Annotated in this window: 21 protein-coding genes; 11 read left to right on the top strand and 10 right to left on the bottom strand. The window is 45.9% G+C overall.

Translation table 11 applies throughout. The features are described 5' to 3' along the window. A partial coding sequence (locus tag BM265_RS14235; RefSeq protein WP_143098734.1) for a transposase occupies positions 1-315 on the top strand: 315 nt, incomplete at its 5' end. Between the two features lie 117 nt (positions 316-432). On the opposite strand, the gene BM265_RS14230 is transcribed toward BM265_RS14235, so the two are convergent. Further along, positions 433-915, bottom strand: coding sequence for a hypothetical protein (locus BM265_RS14230; RefSeq protein WP_074962562.1), 483 nt, complete (start codon positions 913-915; stop codon positions 433-435). Positions 916-1,354: 439 nt separating this feature from the next. Then, a complete protein-coding gene (locus BM265_RS14225) occupies positions 1,355-3,763 on the bottom strand; it encodes a right-handed parallel beta-helix repeat-containing protein (RefSeq protein ID WP_242940859.1) in 2,409 nt (802 codons plus the stop codon). Positions 3,764-4,232: 469 nt separating this feature from the next. Here BM265_RS14225 and BM265_RS14220 point away from each other — a divergent pair, with 469 nt between their 5' ends. The 5 genes from BM265_RS14220 (at position 4,233) to nadE (ending at position 8,012) form a co-directional block, all read left to right on the top strand. Then, positions 4,233-5,198 carry a hypothetical protein gene (locus BM265_RS14220; RefSeq protein ID WP_074962559.1) on the top strand — a complete coding sequence of 322 codons (966 nt, stop codon included), beginning with the start codon at positions 4,233-4,235 and terminating at the stop codon, positions 5,196-5,198. Positions 5,199-5,428: 230 nt separating this feature from the next. Then, positions 5,429-5,965: a hypothetical protein gene (locus tag BM265_RS14215; RefSeq protein ID WP_207646988.1), complete on the top strand. Its 537-nt coding sequence runs from the start codon at positions 5,429-5,431 to the stop codon at positions 5,963-5,965. Between the two features lie 105 nt (positions 5,966-6,070). Then, positions 6,071-6,829, top strand: coding sequence for an NUDIX hydrolase (locus tag BM265_RS14210; protein ID WP_074962553.1), 759 nt, complete (start codon positions 6,071-6,073; stop codon positions 6,827-6,829). Positions 6,830-6,849: 20 nt separating this feature from the next. Beyond that, positions 6,850-7,266, top strand: coding sequence for an NADAR family protein (locus tag BM265_RS14205; protein WP_074962550.1), 417 nt, complete (start codon positions 6,850-6,852; stop codon positions 7,264-7,266). After that, complete coding sequence (gene nadE / locus BM265_RS14200) at positions 7,263-8,012, top strand: NAD(+) synthase (RefSeq protein ID WP_074962548.1); 750 nt, start codon at positions 7,263-7,265, stop codon at positions 8,010-8,012. Before BM265_RS14205 ends, nadE begins: the two co-directional genes overlap by 4 nt. Positions 8,013-8,064: 52 nt before the next feature. Here nadE and pepT read toward each other — a convergent pair whose 3' ends face one another. The 4 genes from pepT to BM265_RS14180 all read right to left on the bottom strand — a co-directional run bounded on the left by pepT (position 8,065) and on the right by BM265_RS14180 (position 13,165). Then, a complete protein-coding gene (gene pepT, locus BM265_RS14195; RefSeq protein WP_074962546.1) occupies positions 8,065-9,291 on the bottom strand; it encodes a peptidase T in 1,227 nt (408 codons plus the stop codon). 332 nt (positions 9,292-9,623) lie between these two features. Further along, complete coding sequence (locus BM265_RS14190) at positions 9,624-9,872, bottom strand: hypothetical protein (protein ID WP_074962544.1); 249 nt, start codon at positions 9,870-9,872, stop codon at positions 9,624-9,626. 66 nt (positions 9,873-9,938) lie between these two features. Next, positions 9,939-11,015 carry a 6-phosphofructokinase gene (locus BM265_RS14185; RefSeq protein ID WP_074962542.1) on the bottom strand — a complete coding sequence of 359 codons (1,077 nt, stop codon included), beginning with the start codon at positions 11,013-11,015 and terminating at the stop codon, positions 9,939-9,941. Positions 11,016-11,044: 29 nt separating this feature from the next. Then, positions 11,045-13,165: a methyl-accepting chemotaxis protein gene (locus tag BM265_RS14180; RefSeq protein ID WP_074962541.1), complete on the bottom strand. Its 2,121-nt coding sequence runs from the start codon at positions 13,163-13,165 to the stop codon at positions 11,045-11,047. Positions 13,166-13,349: 184 nt separating this feature from the next. Between BM265_RS14180 and BM265_RS14175 the strand changes: the two genes are divergently transcribed. Together BM265_RS14175 and BM265_RS14170 are read left to right on the top strand one after the other, a co-directional pair. Continuing rightward, positions 13,350-14,243, top strand: coding sequence for a polysaccharide deacetylase family protein (locus BM265_RS14175; RefSeq protein ID WP_074962539.1), 894 nt, complete (start codon positions 13,350-13,352; stop codon positions 14,241-14,243). Between the two features lie 60 nt (positions 14,244-14,303). Continuing rightward, positions 14,304-15,296 (top strand): cadherin-like beta sandwich domain-containing protein, encoded by a 993-nt coding sequence (locus BM265_RS14170; protein WP_074962537.1) that lies wholly within the window; start codon positions 14,304-14,306, stop codon positions 15,294-15,296. 74 nt (positions 15,297-15,370) lie between these two features. On the opposite strand, the gene BM265_RS14165 is transcribed toward BM265_RS14170, so the two are convergent. The 3 genes from BM265_RS14165 to BM265_RS14155 all read right to left on the bottom strand — a co-directional run bounded on the left by BM265_RS14165 (position 15,371) and on the right by BM265_RS14155 (position 18,380). Beyond that, complete coding sequence (locus BM265_RS14165; RefSeq protein WP_074962532.1) at positions 15,371-16,939, bottom strand: TolB-like translocation protein; 1,569 nt, start codon at positions 16,937-16,939, stop codon at positions 15,371-15,373. Continuing rightward, positions 16,939-17,364: a sigma factor-like helix-turn-helix DNA-binding protein gene (locus BM265_RS14160; protein ID WP_074962531.1), complete on the bottom strand. Its 426-nt coding sequence runs from the start codon at positions 17,362-17,364 to the stop codon at positions 16,939-16,941. Before BM265_RS14160 ends, BM265_RS14165 begins: the two co-directional genes overlap by 1 nt. Before the next feature lie 170 nt (positions 17,365-17,534). Further along, on the bottom strand, positions 17,535-18,380 hold the full coding sequence (locus BM265_RS14155; protein ID WP_074962530.1) for a helix-turn-helix domain-containing protein: 846 nt from the start codon (positions 18,378-18,380) through the stop codon (positions 17,535-17,537). Positions 18,381-18,582: 202 nt separating this feature from the next. On the opposite strand from BM265_RS14155, the gene BM265_RS14150 reads away from it, so the two are divergent. Then, entirely contained in the window at positions 18,583-19,134 is a 552-nt protein-coding gene (locus BM265_RS14150) for a hypothetical protein (RefSeq protein ID WP_074962529.1), read from the top strand. 14 nt (positions 19,135-19,148) lie between these two features. On the opposite strand, the gene spoIIP is transcribed toward BM265_RS14150, so the two are convergent. Further along, positions 19,149-20,279 carry a stage II sporulation protein P gene (gene spoIIP / locus BM265_RS14145; protein ID WP_074962527.1) on the bottom strand — a complete coding sequence of 377 codons (1,131 nt, stop codon included), beginning with the start codon at positions 20,277-20,279 and terminating at the stop codon, positions 19,149-19,151. A gap of 102 nt (positions 20,280-20,381) precedes the next feature. On the opposite strand from spoIIP, the gene BM265_RS14140 reads away from it, so the two are divergent. Together BM265_RS14140 and BM265_RS20145 are read left to right on the top strand one after the other, a co-directional pair. Next, entirely contained in the window at positions 20,382-20,963 is a 582-nt protein-coding gene (locus BM265_RS14140; RefSeq protein ID WP_074962525.1) for a M15 family metallopeptidase, read from the top strand. Between the two features lie 76 nt (positions 20,964-21,039). Next, positions 21,040-21,192 carry a hypothetical protein gene (locus tag BM265_RS20145; protein ID WP_170844230.1) on the top strand — a complete coding sequence of 51 codons (153 nt, stop codon included), beginning with the start codon at positions 21,040-21,042 and terminating at the stop codon, positions 21,190-21,192. The last annotated feature ends 207 nt before the right edge of the window (positions 21,193-21,399 follow it).

The raw sequence follows: 21,399 nt of genomic DNA, 5'->3' as shown, positions 1-21,399 counted from the left end.
AGCGGTCACGGCATACGTATTTCAGGCAAAAAACTCGGAAGACCGAAGAATTACGCCGACAGCAAGGCTGAAAAGAAGGCAGCATATAAAGATAATACCGACAGGATCGAAGTGGAGCGTAAGTTCAGTCTCGCAAAGCGCAAATTCGGTCTTGGTCTGCTGCTCACAAAAAGAGAAGACACAACAAGAGCATCGATAGTTCTCAGCGTTATCGCAATGAACATCGACCGCCTGGCGGCGATGCTTTTGCGCTTCTGGAAAATAGTGATAAATATTCGCTTCTCATATCGCCAGCCGGTATGCCATGGATTTTAGAGGCTTGTTGAGGAGAGACTAATTATGTCAAGAAGGAGATTCCTTTATCTGATGTAACAGATTCGCTAAAATGCGTATCCCTGTGTAGTCAGTCGTTTTTTCTCTCAGACAATCTTATTATCCCATTGTAAGCTTGAGATCGGCTCTGTTTGTACAGCCACCATTTTTGCAGGCATAAGTATATCCTCTCATGTTAACCCATGCCATCTTCTTGCCTTTAACCTTTTTGTCATAACTAAACCACTTTTCTTCCTGCCTTTCACTTTTTTCTCTCTCATCAGATTTGTTTTTCCCACTTGTAGAGTCATAGGTTCTTCCATTTATTCTGTATGCACTCCTGAAAGTATAATAATTATCCAAATCAGTTCCACTCAGATAAGCCTCTACAGTGTTGGTCTTGTTGCTGTAGCTGAAATATTCATGTAAATAAATTCTATCCCCACCTGAATAGCTTCCTTTTTCAATATCAATATCTCCATAGTTTTTATATATTGTCTTCTCTTTATCATATGAAGATGCACCCATAGCCGATATAGTTGAGATAGAAGTCATCATTAATACAGCAACACCAAATGCTTTAATCCTTTTTACGATATTCATTATAATATCCTCCGTTGTTTTGCTATAGTTTTATAGTGTTATAAACTGGTGATCACTTTTTAACACCAGTATGAGAATTATATGAAGCACTTCATTGGTTAATAGTATAGCAAATGACAACTTAATTGTCAAGCTAAAATCATACTAAATTTTTTGAATTGTCAAATTATCACGCAATTTTCTGGTAGAATTGAGTTGAGCTATGCAATGTTTATAAATAATAGAAATTTTTATCAAGAAAACAAAATCCAAATTACTTTAATCATAACCACTAATTAGCCTTGCGTTTTAGGTTACATCTAAACAGCCACATCCGAAGATGTGGCTGTTGATCCGCTGTATATCGTCTGTATCAATTATTTCGGTATGAATAGATTACTTCTTTAGCGCTAGTCAGATAAAGCTCCCCTCCTTGGCAGTTTTCCTCTAGTTAGCTATTTTAATACCACGCATCAAAACAAGGCATTACAGCCGAATTTGCCATTCTTCTGGATACTATCCTCAGCTCATCAGTATTCTTCGCTGAATTTATATCCGCAACCAAAGGTCTGTCACTATCATGGTTTGCTATAGGTGCTGTGAACTTCGGCATGCTGTCGGGTGTAAAAGCAAGAACTTCATAACGTTCAATGCTGTCACCTGCAAAATTAACAGCGTCCGATGCCTTTTCAGGAAGAACATATCCGCCCGAAAGACTTATCACAAAGTCGAATTCCTTAAATCCGTAATAATTTCCGCAGCCCGTAACCGAAATTGTGGCTGTGCCGGCAGAGATATTGTTGTAGTACTTGATGATGTAATCAACACCGCGCACAAGCTTCGTTCCTCGAAGAGTCACGTTTATATCTGGCTCGATGTGCCTGCCGGTGAACTTATAAACAGGTCTTATATCGCATGTACAAGCGCTGAGTGAAGCCTTTGTTCTTACATTCAGCACCTTTGAACTGCTCTCGGTAACTGCATCACCTGTGTCAAGCAGAGAGTCTATCCTGTACTCAAACATGGTGTTCTGTGGCAGAGATTCATCGGAGAACGATGGTGTTGACACCTGTGCTACCTCGGTGAAATCTTCCTCGCTGCCTGCAAGTCTGCGCTTTATGGAGAAGCCGTCGGAGCCGCCTTTGCTCTTCCATGAGAGCTGAACATGGTCGCCGTAAACGCCGTCAGCCGCAAAAGAGGTCACAGGCATAGCGTATACGCCGCCTTTATAGTTTACGCCTTTATTTTCTACAAAAGTATTGGCATTAACATAAGCGCTGGAACCATCACCTGCAAATATGCCGTACTCGGTACAGCCGTTTATCGTGTTATCGGTTACGTGTATGCCCGAAGCACCCTCAACTGCAACGCCGCTGTAGCTTGCCTTGACAGTGTTTTTGCTGACATCGGCTTTGGCTTTGCCCGCGATATAGATACCGCTCTGGGAAGAATTTTCAACGGTATTGCCCGATATGGTGACCTCGGCGCTCTTATCCGCCGAGATACCGCTGCCGGCGCTGTAAAGACAGGAATTCTTCTTGACTACCCCGCCGGTGCCGCCTAAAACTGCTATAGCGTCAGCTGAACTGCCGATGATGCTGTTGCCGCTTACGGTGACATCGTTGGAGAATTTAAGGCTCACCAGATTGCTTCCGCTCTTTTCGCCGTCGGTAGGTGTACCGATGACATTTGAATCCACGAAAACGCCGGTCGCATCGTTCATCTGAACAGCCGATCCCGAACTGGTGATATTGTTTGAGCTTATATGCACTCCGCTGACCTTGTAGTCGTGGTCAGGCAGACTGCTGTTCTGCACCATCTTGCCATAGAGGCTTATGCCGAAAGGCTTATCGCAGTAGCCTGTTGCATTTGCGCTGATGGTGTTGTTGTTTATAACGATATCAGAAAAATCGTTTATCCTGTCATAAACGCCGTCATAGCCTGCCACAGGTGTATTATATCCGGAATATTCCAGATAAGTCATGTTTTTGAAATCAATACCGCAGCCCACACCTGTCATACTGTTGTTCTCGATGGAACAGCAGCGGTAATTCTGCATGATGATGGCGGTATCGTATATATTACTGAAAGTATTGCCCGCGATATAGAAATTGGTATAGTACTTTCCAACCGTGGCGGAATGAGAACCCATACCTCTCATAAGGTCGTAGAAGCTGTTATTCTGTATGATCACGTTATCGCATGGAGTATCATCAAAAGGTGCGTAGCCGTCGAAAAGGTTGGCATTATTGAGGACATCGAACTGTATAGCCTCCTTGTACTTCTGTCCGTAGTACTCATGGAAGCTGCAGCCCTCGATGGTGACATTCTTGATGCCGCCCAGCTCCAGCATATGGCAGTTATAGTTGTCCTTGAATTCGACGTTCTTTACCCATAGATCATGAAGATGACCCATACGTATGGCAGAAAAAGCCTTCACGCTGCCGCCCCCGGTATTTCCGTCAAGGCAGCCGCCCTCGATAATGATATTCTCCGCACCGTCGAAACCGCCGCAGCCGTCGGTATTGTTCATCAGAAGCACGCCGCCCGAAAAATCCTTTCTCAGGGTGGCATTATCAAGATAAAGCCATGTATTGGAGCTTACGTACAGTCCTTTGCGTATGCTGTACGTGCCCTCGGGTACTATGACCTTTACCTGTACCGAGCTGCTGCCCTTTGTTTTAGCATAGTCAAGTGCTTTTTGTATAGCGGCAGACGAATCCTTTTTACCTGTGGGGTCTGCGCCAAGGTCGGTAACGCTGACCGCTATGGCGGAATCATATCCGCTTATATTTGCGCCCGAAGCATGACTGCCGCTTATTACGCTGTAATCATAGGCACTTGCGGTGAGCATAAAACGTCCCGACATAAGCAGAGCCGCCGCTGATAAAGCAGCAGTCCACACAGACAAGACGCGCACCAAACTCTTTAAGTTCACTTAGCCTCTATCCTTTCGCTTATCTTCTCCGTTTATTAAGCTATTATAAAGCTTGTCCGACGAGAGTTATGTATATTTTTGTCGGCGGACAAATAAAACCATTTACACGCATACATTATAACATCTATGTACATATTTGTCAACCCATGAAAAATTAGCCTTTTCAGGACATAGGGTGAAAATTCTGTGAGAGTTTTTAAGTTCATGATTAATTAATATCAAGTCAATAACTCTCGGTTATAATTAATGTATATTTTTTATGGTTATCCCGCTGACACACCTGACTTAACAGCGAACAGAGGAATATAACGTCAACATAATATATCCCTGTTGATACGGCATTTTAAGTGGTGTGGTAAATGGATAGTCAGATATCTTTTTATTGAAAGGTCAGTGCAAAATGTCAAAAAAGAATTTAAATATAGAAGATATGAACGTAGACGCTGAGGATTTCGAGTACGAGAAAAAACTCGCCGAGGAAGAAATGCTGAAAAAACAGCAGGCAGAGGAAAAAGCCGCGGCAGAAGAAGCCGCCCGCGAAAAGCGTCAGCGTGAAGCAGAAAAAGAGCGCAGCCGCCAGATAGAGGAAGAGCGCCGCGAGCTGCTGAAAATGAAATCGGGCTTGACATCCGAAGAGGATTCGGAGTTTACCAAGAAAGACGAAGCTTATGAAAAGCCTCACGGCATGGCGGCGGTGGCAAATTTCTGGTATCACTACAAATTTATCGTGATCTTCTCATTTATCACACTGGTGGTATTGGGCTATCTGATCTACTCCGAATCTACAAGAAAGCGCGACGATATCAGCATCATGGTCATCACAGACAACGACCTCAGCCTTCGCACCGAAGAACTTGAGGAGTTTTTTGAAAAGTACACCGATGATATCGACGGCAACGGCTATGTTCATGTGGGAGTCATAGTGATACCCATAAGCAAGGATATCGATGCGGTGACCAAAAACACCTATTCCCAGAAATTCCTTGCGGAGATACAGACAGGCGAGGGCATGATAGTAATTACCGATTCCCACACATCTGACGAGTTCATGTCGGTAATGAAGACCGACCTTGACAAAGATTTCCCTGATAACAAGTACATCGACGAACAAGGCTTCAGCTTCAATTCCAAGATAATGGCTGAGGAACTTAAATACGAGCTTATGCCAAATGATGTGTATATGTCTATACGTATACCACAGGATACCATGGGGCTCAGCAAGGACGAGGCACAGAAATACTATGACCAGTACTTTGAGATATACCAGCGCATAGTCGATGATATAACCACACGCTGTGAAGAGACCAACGACCCGGGACTTACCACCGAGCCCGTAAAATACGAAGACGAATCAGAAGCGCAGTAACGCAGGCTCTATAAATAATAAATAACAAATAATGAATAATGGATAATTAAGGTATCGCCTTTGGCGATGAGTTTTTTGGAGACGCCTTTTGTTCATTATTCATTTTATTTAAGGAGATAAGAATGAAAAAGAGAATTTTGTTTTTGGCTTTTGTCTGTTGTTTGCTTACATCCTGCGGGGATGGTGTATCTAAAAGTGACGTGAGTTCAGATAAAGCTGTAAATTCATCTGTGACTGAAACTGAAACTTCTGCCGAAAGCACGACGGAAGTTATTTCAGAAGCAGAAGAAATTCCCGCAGATGAAAGTTCATCTGCCGAACACACTGTGGAAGTCATAACCGAAATGAACGAGGAAGCCGCGGAAGAGACCGCTCTGCTGACAAGTGCCGAGGAATTGCAGCTTACCGATGTTGACGGCTGGGAGTCAAATTACACTTTTGTTTACGGCGGAGAGGTCTACAATGCAATATACTCCCCCGACAACTGGAAGATAATTGATTCATACAAGATCACCTGCGAGGCGGATATGATTATTATATGCGGTGCGCTGGCTGATATCCACCCCATCCACGGCAGTGACGGCGAAAGCTACCGCGAACCCGAGGATATGGCTTACGAGTGGATACAGCACAACATCGCCTACAGTATACTGCCCGATGACAACAGCTGGAAAGCCAACGCCAAGGACGTTGATATCAATCCCGCCGACCAGAACAAGAGCCTTTACGAGATGTACAAAAGCAAAACAGGCGGAGATCTGCTCTGATAAGCAATTTAATTATATATCATAATATATTTATATTGACACTTCTCTGCAAAAGTGGTATATTGTAATAAACCAATAGTTAGTATCTTTTTGTTACAATGAGAGGTGAGCGACCTGTATTCACTTGAAAATTATGACAGACCATCAGTGGCGGCAGACGCTGTGGTCTTCGGTATCGACAGTATCAAGTCGGCGGACAAGAAAACCCTCGACACGAAAAAGCTGAAACTTCTGCTGGTAAGGCGCGGCGAAGAACCGTTCATGGGCAGCTATTCCCTGCCTGGCGGATTTCTGCGAAAGGGCGAGACCATCGAGGAAGCCGCTATAAGAGAGCTTAAAGAAGAAGCCGGGGTCAACGAACCCAAGCTGATAAACCTAGGGGTATACAGCAAGCCACAGCGAGACCCCCGCGGCTGGATAATTTCCTGCTGTTTCATCGCCCTGACCAACACTGTGGAACTTTCCACGGCGGCGGGCTCTGATGCTGAATCAGCCCACTGGCTCGACCTTGAAGCCACCAATACCGAAGACGGTCTTACGCTGAAACTTCACGATGACGGCGAGGTTGTATACGAGTATTCATGCGGAGGTATGCGGTCGGATAAACTGGCATTCGACCACGGCGAAATGATACTTGACGCATTCCTGAAACTGCGTGACGAGGTGATAAATCACGATATGATATTCGGACTTATGCCCGAATACTTCACCATATCAGATCTCCAGCAGCCATATGAAGCCATCACGGGGATACATCTTTCCCCCCAGGGATTCAGAAAAAAAGTGATAGGCAAGCTCGCGGAAACAGAGCTTTTCGATGAAGCCGCGGCACACAGGACATCGAGACTTTACCGAAAGGCGTGACCCGATAAAGAGGTGTCGGTATGATCGATAGATTCACAGATGAATATTTTTTCCTGAGCAATTTTTACGAAAGCAAAGTAACTTATGATGGCATCACCTATCTTAACAACGAAGCCGCATTTCAGGCGATGAAAACTCTTGACGAGGATGAGCGCAGGAGATTTGCATTGCTTGACCCCGATGCTGCTAAAAAGGCAGGCAGAAAAGTCAGCCTGCGGGCGGACTGGGAAGACGTTAAGACAGATCTGATGTACGAGATATGCAAGGCAAAATTCACCCAGAATGACGACCTTGCCCGCAAGCTGTCAGCCACAGGGGATGAAGAGCTTGTTGAGGGCAACAGCTGGGGCGACAGGATATGGGGAAAAGTCAACGGACAAGGCGAGAACCGCCTTGGGATAATACTTATGAAGATAAGGGAGGAGCTTAGACAATGAGCAATTTCGATGCAAAAAAGGTCAAGGAAGACGTTATCAGATGGATAAGAGAGTATTTTGAGGCAAACGCTACACCCACCACAAATGCTGTCATCGGCATTTCCGGCGGAAAGGACAGCTCCGTAGCTGCGGCGCTTTGCGTTGAAGCACTGGGCAAGGACAGGGTCATCGGCGTGCTGATGCCCCAGGGCGAGCAGTTCGATATTGACTGCAGCAAAAAGCTGGTGGCACATCTGGGTATCAAAAGCTATGAGATAAATGTGGGCAGCACAGTTTCGGCTCTTCTTGGTGAGCTGGGCAACGCTCTTGATATCTCCGAACAGGCAAGGGTGAATACTCCCCCGAGAATAAGAATGACCACCCTTTACGCAGTTGCTGCCTGTGTGGGCGGACGTGTGGTTAACACCTGCAATATGTCTGAGGACTGGGTGGGATATTCTACAAAATTCGGTGATGCCGCTGGCGATTTCAGCCCCCTCTCCGAGCTTTGCGTTCGCGAAGTTATTGCTGTGGGCGACGAGCTGGGTCTCCCCTACGAGCTTACTCACAAAACGCCTATCGACGGTCTTTGCGGAAAGACCGACGAGGATAATCTCGGTTTCACCTATGCCGAGCTTGACAGCTATATCAGAAAGGAGACCGACCTTTCCGATAAGCCCGAACTGAAAGCCCGCATCGACGGTATGCACGCTAGAAACCTCCACAAGCTTCTGCCCATGCCGAAGTTTGAGTATGATCCCGAATAAGTTCATGATAGTATCAAAGGCACTTCCCTGTTGCGGGAAGTGCCTTTTTCGCTTACAAAGTTTCAGTCAGCATTACAAGCAGGTCGCATATCTTTTCCATGGACTCAACACAGCAGTACTCGTATCTGCCGTGGTAGTTGTGACCGCCTGTGCAAATATTCGGGCAGGGCAGACCTTTGAATGAAAGGCTTGAACCGTCCGTGCCGCCGCGGATAGGCTGTATCCTGGGCTCGATACCCAGCTTTTTCATGCAGTCGGAAACATTCTCCACAAGGAACATGAAATCGGGGTCTATCTTCTCGCGCATATTGTAGTATGTGTCCTTGACCTCGGCGGTGACTGTACCTTCGCCGTATCTCAGATTCAGGATATCCGCAAGCTTGGCTATCAGGTCTTTTTTGGCTTCAAACTTAGCCCTGTCATGGTCGCGGATAAGGTATGAAAGTGTGGCGCTCTCGGTGCTTCCCTCGATGTTCATAAGGTGGAAGAAACCTTCCCTGCCCTCGGTGAATTCGGGCTTCTGCTCAGGGGGAAGAAGGCTGTCAAACTCCGCCGCGATTCGTGCCGCGTTGACCATCTTGTTCTTGGCTTCGCCCGTATGCACGTTCACGCCCCGCACGGTGATATCAGCAGATGCGGCGTTGAAAGTTTCAAATTCAAGCTCACCGATGCCGCCGCCGTCAACGGTGTAGGCGTAATCCGCGCCGAACCTTTTAAGGTCGAAATTGTCAGTACCAGCGCCTATCTCTTCATCGGGTGTAAAAGCTATGGCTATCTCGCCGTGCTTGATGCTGTCGTCTGTAAGCAGACGGTGAGACATGGTCATTATCTCCGCAACACCCGCCTTGTCGTCAGCGCCGAGCAAAGTTGTGCCATCGGTGACGATAAGCGACTGCCCGATATAATCCTTTATTTCAGGGAAGACCGATGTCTTCAAAACTATATCCTGCTCTGCGTTCAGGGTGATATCTTCGCCGTCATAGTTCTCGATGATGCGGGGATTTACGTTTGCGCCCGATGCTTCGGGTGAGGTGTCCATATGAGCGATGAATCCCAGCGTATGCGACCGCATACCACCGTCATTGGCTGGTATCCTTGCGTATACGTAACAATGCGCTTCGTCAAGATACACATTCTTCGCACCCATATCGGTAAGTTCCTGATACAGCAGCCTTGCCAGGTCGAACTGCTTGGCAGTGCTGGGCTGGATCTGCGCATCCTCATCGGATTGGGTATCTATCTTTACGTATTTTAGAAATCTTTCAATTACTTCGTTCATGTTTATCCTCCATAAATTATTTGCGGAATGAGAAAAGGCAAACTGGCGTAAACTGCCAAAGAAGAGAGCTTTGGCTCAAGCCTTTCGCGAAAGGCTTGCGGAGAGCTCGAGAGGCAGAGCCTCTCGGTCAAGGCGCAAAAGTGACGCTGCAACAAAACAATAAATAGCAAAGCAATCTTCCGACCAAATAGGCGCGGCAATATTTACGGACTTAGTTTGAGCGTATGCAATAGGTTTGCATACGCTCTTGTTTTTGATATTACCGCGCCCTATATGGACATTAGTATGCTGTGCTATTTACAGCACGGTTGCCGCGTCACTTTGTGCCTTATTTAATAATGCTTGTTAGGATTATATGTTGATTGAACAGCAGGACGCGGGAGTTTGCCTGGTAACTCAAATACACTTTTATCAAGCTTTTTAAGCGTTTCCTGTTGTCGTTCGATAATTTCCTGCTGCTTTTCTGCAATTTCAATAAGCTCGCTTAGCTTATTGCTTATCTGCAAGATAGTAAAAATTAGAACGATTTGTATAACGGCAATACAACCTGCGACTGCAATAACAGCCATATTATCTTCCATAATATAATATCACTCCTTATCCAACTGAGCAGCTATACGCTATTCAATTTGCTCCACAACGTTCAATTATTTATCTCCAAACGAAACGCCCAATGCCTTTGCGTACTTCACCATCTGGTCGTCCTCAGGCACGAATTTCGTCTTTCCTGCAACGTCTTCCAGCTTATTCTCCGATACAACTTCCTTTATCATCGCAACAGCATAGCCATACTTTTCCTTTGCAACAAGCTCTGCCGCGTGTACACCGAACTTTGTGGCAAGAACTCGGTCATAAGCCGAAGGACTTCCGCCGCGGAGCATATGACCGGGGATACATACTCTTGTCTCTCTGCCTGTCATCTGCTCTATCTGCTTTGCTATGCGGGCGGTAGCGGTGGTAATGCCCTGCTCAGCACGGAGTTTAGCACGCTCCTTTTTCTTCATCTTGGCTTCTTCCTTATCGAAAGCGCCCTCAGCTACTGCCATGATGGAGAATCCCTTGGAATCACGGCGCTCGCAGGCAGCCGCAAGCTTTTCTATATCGTAGGGTATCTCAGGGATGACGATCATATCAGCACCGCCTGCAATGCCCGAATAGAGGGTCAGCCAGCCAGCCTTATTGCCCATTATTTCAGCTACAAGGATACGTCCGTGAGAGTTCGCAGTGGAGTGCAGTCTGTCGATAACATCGGTGGCGGTATCAACAGCGGTATGGAAGCCGAAAGTAACGCTGGTGCCCCAGATATCGTTATCGATGGTCTTGGGCAGACCGATAACGTTAAGACCTTCTGAACTCAGCAGATTGGCAGTCTTGTGAGTACCGTTTCCGCCCAGTGTCAGCAGACAATCCAGCTTCTGCTTTTTGTATGTTGCTTTCATCGCCTTTACCTTATCCACCTTATCGTCTTCAATTACCTGCATCATCTTGAAAGGTGTTCTCTTTGTGCCGAAGATAGTTCCGCCCGTGGTGAGTATGCCCGAAAAATCCGACTGGTTCATCTCTTTGCAGAGACCGTTTATCAGACCAAAATAACCATCGTGTATACCGATTATCTCAACGTCGTCGCCGAATTTTTCATAACAAGCCTTGGCAACACCTCTGATAGTTGCGTTAAGTCCCGGACAGTCGCCGCCGCTTGTGAGTATACCTATCCTTCTCTTCATAACTGATCATATCCTTTCTGTTATCTTCGTCAGTATTTATCATCAAGATCGTCTAAAAATGCCTGATCGTCATCATCGTCAAGATCCATGCCTGTCAGCTGCATAACTCGGTTTTTGAGTATCGAGGAATTTTCCTCGGGAACAGCGTAATCGTACTTTGAGATACCGCTGGAAGCCTTTGGTTCCTCGCCAAGCTTGAACCTTGCTATCATGTTCTTGAGTATCAGCGACTGGCTGGAAAGCTCCTCACTGGCTGATGCTGTGCCCACTGAAGCCGAGGTATTCGCTGAAACGACAGTGGATATCTGTCCGAGACCTGTATTTATCTGGGCGATAGCTTCTGTCTGAGCTTCCGAAGCTTCCGAGATGTTCTTTACAAGGGTCTGTATCTCTTCCGAACCCTCAACTATACTACCAAGGGATTCCGCAGTCTTTTCAGCGATCTGCGAGCCCTTCTGTACTGCCGCCGAGGAATTCTCGATAAGTGAAGCTGTCTGCTTTGCCGCTTCAGCGGAACGTGAAGCAAGACGTCTGACTTCATCGGCTACAACGCCGAAGCCCTTTGAACCCTCGCGGGCAGCTTCAACCGCCGCATTCAGCGCGAGGATATTGGTCTGGAAAGCTATCTCGTCAATTACTTTGATTATCTTGGATATCTGTTCCGAGGATATCCTTATCTCGTTGATAGCACCCAGCATACTGGTCATATCTTCATTGCATGAGCCGATGGCTTCCGCATTTCTTGTAACGATGGTGTCTGCGTTCTTCGCGTCGTTGGCGTTCTGCTCTACCTGCTTTGAAACGTCTTTCAGGGTAACTGAAAGCTCCTCTATCGCAGATGCCTGCTGAGTTGAACCCTGTGACACTGACTGCGCCGAGTTGGACACCTGTACAGCGCCGGTGTTAACCTGTTCAGCGGCGGTATTTATTGATGCGAACGTGTCCGAAAGTGAATTCAGGATATCGTTGAATGTGGTCTTTATCTGCTGGAAATCGCCCTTGAAAGTACCCTCCATGCGGTGGCACAGGTTGCCGTCGGATATCTGGTTGAGGGCAACTGTTATCAGGTTGATGTACTGTCTCAGACATACGATGGTCTCTTCAAGCGAGCTTGTCAGCACACCCAGCTCATCCTTTGAGTACCATACGTCAACAGGTGCGGAAAGATTGCCCTGTGCAAGCTCACGGATACGAGCAGTCGCGGATACTATAGGCTTTGAAAGACGTCTGGAGAAGAACATTGATGAAAATACCGTCAGCAGCAGAAGTATTATGCCGCATATAAGGATGGTCCTGAACATACCAGTAGAAGTGCCGATGAAATCGCCGGGTGTCAGTGCGTAGATCATTATTGAATCAAAATAAGCAGAATTACAGGAGCCGAAAACATAGTTCTTGTTATCAAGCTTGAACTCGCCCGAATCCTCACTGCCGGCTAAAACAGGTCTCAAAGCTTCGGCAAAAGATTTGTATTCTTCGTTATTGCCCTCTTCCTTTATAGGGTTAAAACGCTTCAGACCCACGGACTTGTCGGTATGCATCAGTATATTGCCGTTCTTGTCCACAAGGCAAACAAAACCCTCGTGACCGATCTCCGAAGCGGAGAAAATATCATACAGCGAAGAGGTATCTATAACGGAAGCTGCAACTATATATTTGCCGTCCCTGAAAGCTGACTGGAGAATATAGAAGTACTGCTGCTTTCCGTTAGCGCCGTCAACAACATAAAGATCACTGATGCGGGTCTCATTGGAGCCCACAGCATTAGCAATATCTTCCCTTGATATAATATCGGTGAGCCCCGAATTGGTGGAAAATAAAGTCTGACCCTCAGCGCCCATTATGGCACAGGTTATATTATCCCTGACATTTTCGGGAAAACCGTTCTTTATGACTTCTACCATACCCGCTTCACCTGCAGCCTGGCTGAAATCGGATGATCTTACAGACCTGGACATATCTGTGATATACTGCTGAACGGAGTTATCAAAGTTCTTAACGCCCTGTACCGAAAGGGGTTCCGCAGAACTCATCACCGAATCCTTGGTGGTCTTGCTGATGGCGGTTATCGCAACAGCATCGAGAACGGATATGATTATCAATGCCACAACAAACATTATCAGCATCAGTTTAGTACCGATCGTCTTCATATCTGGATCCTCCCGTTAAATAATTTATCAAAATGCTTAATTTACCATTTCAACATATTTAGAGTATATCATATTTGCACAATTTTTTCAAGCCTATATTCGGCTTTTTTTGAATTTTTTTTGCAGATACGGCATATATACTAAAAAAAGCTGTAAATATAACAGTTGACATGGAGGAGATACAATGTTCAAAACGATAAAGCTGAACAAATTACTGCTGACAATACTGCTCCCTGCGGTGATCGCCGTGGGTGCCGGAATAACCAGCACATTCGCTGCACAGGAGACCAGGCCCGAAAAACCTCAGAAAAACGGCGTTCCAGTCCCTATAATAATGTATCACAGCATAACTCTTGATGATGACTGCCTTGGTGAATACGTGGTCAGTCTTGACCAGATAGAAAGCGACATAGAATATCTCAAGGAGAAAGACTTTACACCCGTATTCGTAAACGACCTGATAAATTATGTAAACTACGGCGGCGAACTTCCTGACAAGCCAATAATCTTGACATTCGATGACGGCTTTTACAACAACCGCGAATACCTTTACGGGCTGCTGAAAAAAGAAGATTACAAGGCGACAATATCCGCTGTTGGAGATTATACGATAAACGCATCGGAGAGCGGAGAAAAGCAGTCAGCGCTGTACTCATACCTCAGCTGGAAAGACATCACCGAAATGCGTGAAAGCGGCAGATACGAATTCTGCAACCACAGCTGTTCAATGCACAGTCTCGGCGAAAGGCGTGGCATACTCAAAAAAGAGGGCGAATCCGCTGACGATTACCGACACGCCCTGATATGCGATATAGACGGTCTGCAAAAGCTGTTTGAGACCAACTGCGGTTTCAGACCAAACGTATTTACCTACCCCTACGGATTTTACTGCGATGAAGCCGAGGAGACCATGAAAGCTCTTAGTTTTGAAGCCACCCTGGGCGTGGAAGAAAAGCCCAACTACATAATAAAGAACGACAGCGAATGTCTTTATGGGCTCAACCGTTATAACCGTTCGGGTCTTACCGACACTATAAGCTTTTTTGAAAATATGATGAAAGACTTTGAAAACAGTTGACCGCGGCGCCGTGATGGTGTATAATAGGGTTGTCAAAATTCCCGCAAAGGAGATAATAAAATGAAGATATCAGCTTTAGGCATCGCAATTGCTGCCGCCGCACTGATGCAGCTGACAGCATATGCTGATACCACCGATACAATATCCGTAAACAGCACACCCGCGGTGGGTGAAAATTTCACCGTCACCGTAAGGATAGAATCCGACAGCGACATAGGCTATCTTAATTCGTCACTGGAATACGATGACAGCGTTATCGAATTTACCGGCGGCGACGCATGGGGCGGCGGCGGACTAATAACCTTGTACAGCTTCCCCGGTGAGGACAGCGGTGTGATTGACTGTGTGCTGAATTTCACAGCCATAGACGAGGGCGACAGCGCCCTTACCCTGACCAACGGCTATGTTTTTTCGACCGACGGCTCGGTACTTGAACAGCCCGCATCAAGCGCAAGCGTCCATGTTGATGCCGCAGTCGAAGATACTCCCGATACGAATGACAGCGCCGATGTACCTGACGATGCCAGCACATACGAAAATGTACCTACTGATTCGACCGCATCTGAATCAACCGATGATACTACCAACATAACCGAAGAACCTCAGGTACAACAGCCTGTAGTACAGGGCTACCTCATCGGGCTGACCTGCACCGCAGGTGAACTCTCCCCGGAATTTTCCTACGATACTTTCGAGTATATCGTCAACGCTGACAGTTCCTGCGAGACCGCTGAACTCAACGCAACAGCGGCAGCATTTTCCGATATGGTAACTATCTCAGGAGGCGGAGAACTTGATTACGGCGAGAATATAATCACCGCCACCGTCACCGCCGAGGACGGCACGGTGAATACCTATACTGTAAAGGTAATCCGCTCCAAGGGCGAAAACGGAGATAAAAATGACAACAGCTCCCGCACCGGCGAAAGCACCGAGGACAGGTACAAAAAGCTGCTGAATCCCGCTCTGGCAATAATACTCATTACTCTGATCGTTGCACTTTTCATTGTTATCAACTGGACGATGAAGCTGGGTAAGAAGAAAAAGAAATAAGGCAAAAAGCCCTCTGTCTGTTGTTTCAGACAGAGGACTTTTTATATGCGGGAGAAACATTTTGGTAAGCATCACTAAAAGAAGTTTATTGTATCAGTTCTTACTTCACAGTTACCCTCATTATTGTACAGATCTTTTTCCTCAGGTCTTACGCGTATCAAAGTCAGTACACCCTTTTTACTATCGAAACCTAAGTTTACATCATCCTCAAAGGAATCATATGCGAAGCAGCTGAATTCAGTATCTTCAAGTTCCTTTTCAATAGTTTTCAGCTCGTTGATCCCGTCATCATTGATCTCATACAGAGTGGATATCATCTTGTTATCTTCGGTGATGCAGGCAGCTGCTGCATATTTACCGTCCTGTGTTACGCAGGCAAAAGCCTTATCGTCTTTTACTTCATCAAAAAGATCATACTCGAAAATTGAGCAGCACTTATCTCCGACCTTGATATCTCCGTTTTCATCCGGCTTTAATATATTAAGTTTATTGTCCTCTTCCCCAATAAAGATGATAGAATTGCCGTTTGCTGAAAATCTGCCTGGCTGTTCAAACTTTTCTTCACTGAGTGTTTCTAACCACTTTAACTCATACGATGATGACATATCGGATAAACTGTACAGATAGGCTCTGTTTATTCCATCATCATCTGAATATGCAAGAAGCAGAAGATCATTTGAGATCTTAGGTCGAACAGAATTGGATTCATCCCCGGCAAGCTTTATAATGTTTTTCTGATCTTCATATCTTACATAATACAGAATTGAATGCTGCACATTATCATATTCTCCCGCGCTTTCCATCCAGATATACTTGAAACATAATGTTTTACCGTCAGGAGAAGGATAAGGCATTATCTGCTCTCCGATTCTTCCGGGTTCATGATCAATGTTATTCAAATCGAGATCATACTCATACAGAACATTTCCGCTGTCATCATAGATCGTTGCCAGATATTCTCTGACCTTATTTTCGTCATCTATGATAAAAGCATACGTTGCAATTTTATTTTCGGGCTGCATATCAAACAGCACGTACTGCTCAGTATTTATAGTATTGATGACTGAATCTGACGGAACATCATATATCATCAGCCGGGCATCGACCGATCCCCCATTTTTAACGGCGTGGTTGTAGATCAAATATCTGTCATCATTTATCCTTTGTACCATACAATCGGGATAGGCTTTGCGTAATTTTAATATCATCCCTGTATTTTGTTCTACATTTTTCTTTAGGTTTTGCAGACCTGTATCATCACTTTTTTTATCCGCCTTTTCCGAGTAACTGAAATTTTCTCTGTTCGCACTCTTGATATTGTTCTTCAGTGAGAACACCAAACCACCCGCTGCAAGCAGCGCAATACAAGCCGCGATGGCGCCGCTTCGCTTCAACTGTATCCTTGCGTTTGATCTTACTTTGGTAACACCCGTTGCTTCCACTTTTATGTCTCTGTTTTGTGAAATAATACTGTTTGTCTCGTTCATATCAAATCCCGCCTTTCTCATGAAAGAGGAGAGTATACGGTCGGTCTGTTCTTCCGAAATTGACGAATCTGCGCCGAAGTCTGAAAAGCTGTCCTCAAAGACTTCAGCCTGTTCTTCTGTCATATTCTCGGCTATCTTGTTAAGACGTTCTTCCATCATTTTCCCTCCTCTAACATTTTGCGCAGTCTCACAAGCCCCCGGGATATCCGCTTATCAACTGTGTTCGCATTCATTTTCATTTCTCTTGCTATATCGGAAGACCTCTGACCGAAAAAGTATTTTCGGATAAATATAGTGGTATCGGGCTCTCCCAGTTCTTTCAGAACATCTATACAATGGCGCTCGGCAATAAGAGAAAGCAGACCTCTCAGTGAGCGTATCCGAAAACCGTCCTTTTCGCCCGCGCGGTAGAATCTCAGAAAGATATCGCTGACGGCTTCTTCCATATCCTGCTCGGTATAAAGACCGCCCAGCTTTGTATAAACTATCTTGAATACATACCCGCTGTATCTTTTGATCAGCGCCGCCATACCACTCTGCGGAGAGCTTTGCAGCATCCCGATCAATTCTGTATCGTTCATAAGTACCTCCGATTTTCTGAAAGCTTTCACTTACGTTAGTCGGGTGAATTTTCAAAAACCTGACATGATATGGAATAATTATATCAAATAGATGTAAATATTTTATGAACGCAAAAAGCGCAGTACAAAAACGTACTGCGCTCCGCCAATATAAAAGCCCGAAAGCTCACTTACATAAACTCTATCCTGCCCGAAAACCTTGCCTTTTCCATAACAGCGTTAAAATCATTACACAGCACCGAATATTTCAGATGCTCCCCTATCCTGATAGCGCCGCATCTCACCGATACACCGACTTCTCCCCCGCTGTAGGGTACTTTCCCGCCGTTCTGGGAAAGCACATTTTCTGCGATAGCAGTTACTTTTTCGGTGTCATCGCTTTCCGTTATCATGGCAAATTCATCGCCCCCAAGACGCAGGCATATCATGTTTTCATCGGCGGCTTCGTTTATCCTGCGGAAAGCTTCAAGTATAGCCTTGTCACCCGCATCTCTGCCAAGGGTATCGTTTATCACCATAAGGTTCTGAATGTCAAAGCAAAGAACATAAGTCCCTGCCTGCGACCTCAAATAATCGTAGAACTCACTGATATCATATTTCTTGACTCTCATACGCTCATTCCTTTCAATATATTCGGGGTTCAGGGGCGGATAAAGCCCGCAGTCACCTTTCCATTGTTTTTTGAACTTCGAGGGTGCTATCCCCCACACTTTTGTGAAAGCACGGGTGAATACCTCATGGGAGTTGTAGCCGAATCTCATGGCGGCTTCAAGGACAGAGACTTCCTCGGTCAGCAGAAGCCGTCCCGCAAGGGTAAGCCTGCGCTTTGAGATGTAGTCTTTCAGGCTGAAATGGGTGCAGTACTTCCAGACTTTTTGCAGCGAGGACAAGGATACAAAGCAGGCAGCCGCAATATCCTCCTGTGAGATATCCTCACACAGATGAGATTCGATATAATCCAGCGCCGCAACAAATGTCGTGAACCCGTGTTCAAATCTCTCATTATCCTCCGCCATGAGAACACCTCCCGAAAAATATCAGTAACGTTACTATGGTCATATTATAACACAGATTTTTTATTTTGTCTTGACTTTTTGAGCATTTTCTTTTTTACGTTGACTTGTGATGTTGAACGTGGTATAATCCAATCAAGCGCAATAAATTATGAAATAAAGTTCATACGAATAACCGATGTGTGCGCTGAAAAGGAGCAACACCATGAAAAGACCCACCAAATATACCGTCATAAATAACCCGCTTGATGACTATGATTTCAGCTTTCGCAGATGTCACGCTGCGGAGATAGGCGCATACTTTTTTGCAACGGTGTTCCTCATATTGATCTCCGCTTTATTTGTCTGCACTGAAAAAGACGGCTGGACAGTTCTCAGTAAAAACCTGCACTATCCAATAGGCTTTTTTGTTCCATTTTTTCTCATGGGTCTTAGCATGACATACAGAATAAAGCGCGTGAAAAAAATCATTGAAAACGGAAAAAAGACAGAGGGTGAAGTGATCTCCTACCGCAGGATACGCGTTAATGTTCGTTCTGGAGGTATAAGCAGCAAACCCAATCACACCTTGCTGAATATCAGATTTCGTGACAAAGGCGAACGGGAATGTACTATAAGTGTCGGGCGAAAATTTCCTGAAAAAGTGCTGGCTTCACCTTACTGTACTGTCTATATCCTGGATGATAAAGTGTTTGTCACTGGTTTCATCCTGAGAAAAAAGGGGGATCCTAAAATATCTTTTGAATTGAAAGAGTGACCGGATAACATATCCTACCCATTAAACAGCCCCGCCAGGGCTTTACCAAGCAGCTCCCCCGAATACTGCGCCTGTGCCAGTGTGTTGCCGTGACTGCCGACTTCAATAAGTAACGAACCGCTTGAAAGGTCTTGATTGTAGTACCTTGTGTCGAAAAGCACAGGTCTGGTCAGACCCTGAAAGCGGTTTTCTATTTCAGACTGAAACGCGCAGGCGAAACTGAAATTCTCGCGGAAATTCGGAATATTCCCACTACCGTCATCGGCACAGGATATTATCATTATCTGCGCCGCTTCCCTGCCGTCTATCTCGGCTACGGGGGCTATACGGGTGCCGTCATTTCGCTCGATGCCGTCGCGGTGGATATCAAGGCACACCTTTATCGAAGGGTACTCCGCCAGTATCTTCTGCACCGCCTCGCGGCTGGAATAATAGGCATCGTCATAGCTGGGATAATCGTGGACAAGGGTGTCATGGATATAGGGTATCCTCGCCGCGTCCAGCTGTTCGCATATCCTGTCCCCCACGGAGATTATGTTCTTGTCACGCTCGGTGGTCTTGCCGTAAAAATCGCTGTCGTACCAGTCCCTGTCCGTAAGCTCGAAGCTCTCGGTGGCGTGGGTGTGGTAGATGAGCACCACAGGCTCACCATCGGAAAAGTCCGTATCAAATGGCAGACCCTCACCGCTGAGTTCAAGGAGTTCGGCATTGTCGTAGAGGGTGCAGTTTCGCACCTGACCGCCTGTGGATATATCGAAGAACTGTGGCTCATCACTGCGCTGATAGGTGTATTTCTGAATAGCGCCGTCATGGTCGGTGAGGTCTTCGGGATAGGGTATCATGCCGCTTACATCTTCCGCAGGGAGAGGACTGGGTATCTCCGCGCTGACTCTTGCAGGCTCACTCTCGGTCTGTGCAAGGGCGATATCCCAGTAGCTATGTGATGATATCTCTGCCCCAGCTGGGAGCGTATGCGACCGCATATTTTGGTCATGCCCTCGCTCGATCACGAGAAGCTTCGATGCACCCTCGCATACCGCCGTAATGCTATCGGAGTGTTTCGCAGCGTGGAAAATGCACATGGGTACCACAAACACCGCGAATATGCAAAGCAATGCCCTTAGACAAACTGTTTTAAGTCCCATAAAACCACCTCGGTAAATGTATATTCGGGACAGGCTGTTTTATGCCTAGCCGTAACAACTCCCCCGCCCCGCGAATATACTATACCAGAACAGGAGGGGCTTATGGACTACCTGATACTAATAAACAAATTTGAACCTATACCCCCGGGCTGGGCTGACACCCTGAAACTCCGCGAGGCAGGCGGAAAGCTTTTCGAGGAGAAGACAGCTCTTGCGCTTGAAAAACTTCTGGAGGAAGCTGAATCCGATGGCATAGGGATAGAAGTCATATCGGGCTACCGCTCCGATGACTATCAGCAGATGCTCTGGGAAAAAGAGATAAACCGCCACATGAGCATCGGGCTTGATTACACAGCGGCAGTGGCAGAGACCGGTAAAACTCTTGCGCTGCCGGGCTGCAGTGAACACGGCACAGGTCTTGCGGCGGATTTGGGGACTTACGGTTCCGATGATATCGACCCGAATTTTCACAAAACTGCCGCTGGAAAATGGCTCTCGCGGAATGCAGGAAAATTCGGTTTCATACTCCGCTATCCCCGAATGAAAGAGCACATCACGGGCATAGATTTCGAGCCCTGGCATTACCGCTACGTCGGCAGAAGACCCGCCGAACTTATCACCGAAAGCGGCATATGCCTTGAGGAATTTTTGCACTTTTACTCAAATAAATATACTTTATGCTGAAAAGTATGTGAAATACTTGACTTTGCTTTGTGAATGTAGTATAATAATAAAAACTCAGAGAGAGGATGTGCAAACAATGGAAAAGAAACGTTCAGAGAAAAAATCATTCTGGTGTTTGATGAGTGCACTGTTGCTGGTCGTAGGGTCAACAGCGTATATCGTATACAGATACTTCGAGGAAAAAGAGCACTACGAAAAGTGGAAAGATTATGAAGAATGCGGCATTTGATGCCTAAAGATATCGGTCGGGAAACATATCCCGACCGATTTATTTTTTTGCGTATATAGTTTACTATAAAACAAAAAGGCAGTCTATTGACTGCCTCCTGCTTGTGTAAAAATTTTGGAGAGGATGAAACGAGCTAAGAGTAATTTCTTAGTGTTCATTCTTTTCTTTCTTTGTTCTACAATAGATATTATAGAACAAACAGGCGAT

Source organism: Hominimerdicola alba, from assembly GCF_900112155.1.
GTDB classification, from domain to species: Bacteria; Bacillota; Clostridia; order Oscillospirales; family Ruminococcaceae; genus Hominimerdicola; species Hominimerdicola alba_D.
This window is presented reverse-complemented; position numbering and strand designations above follow the sequence as displayed.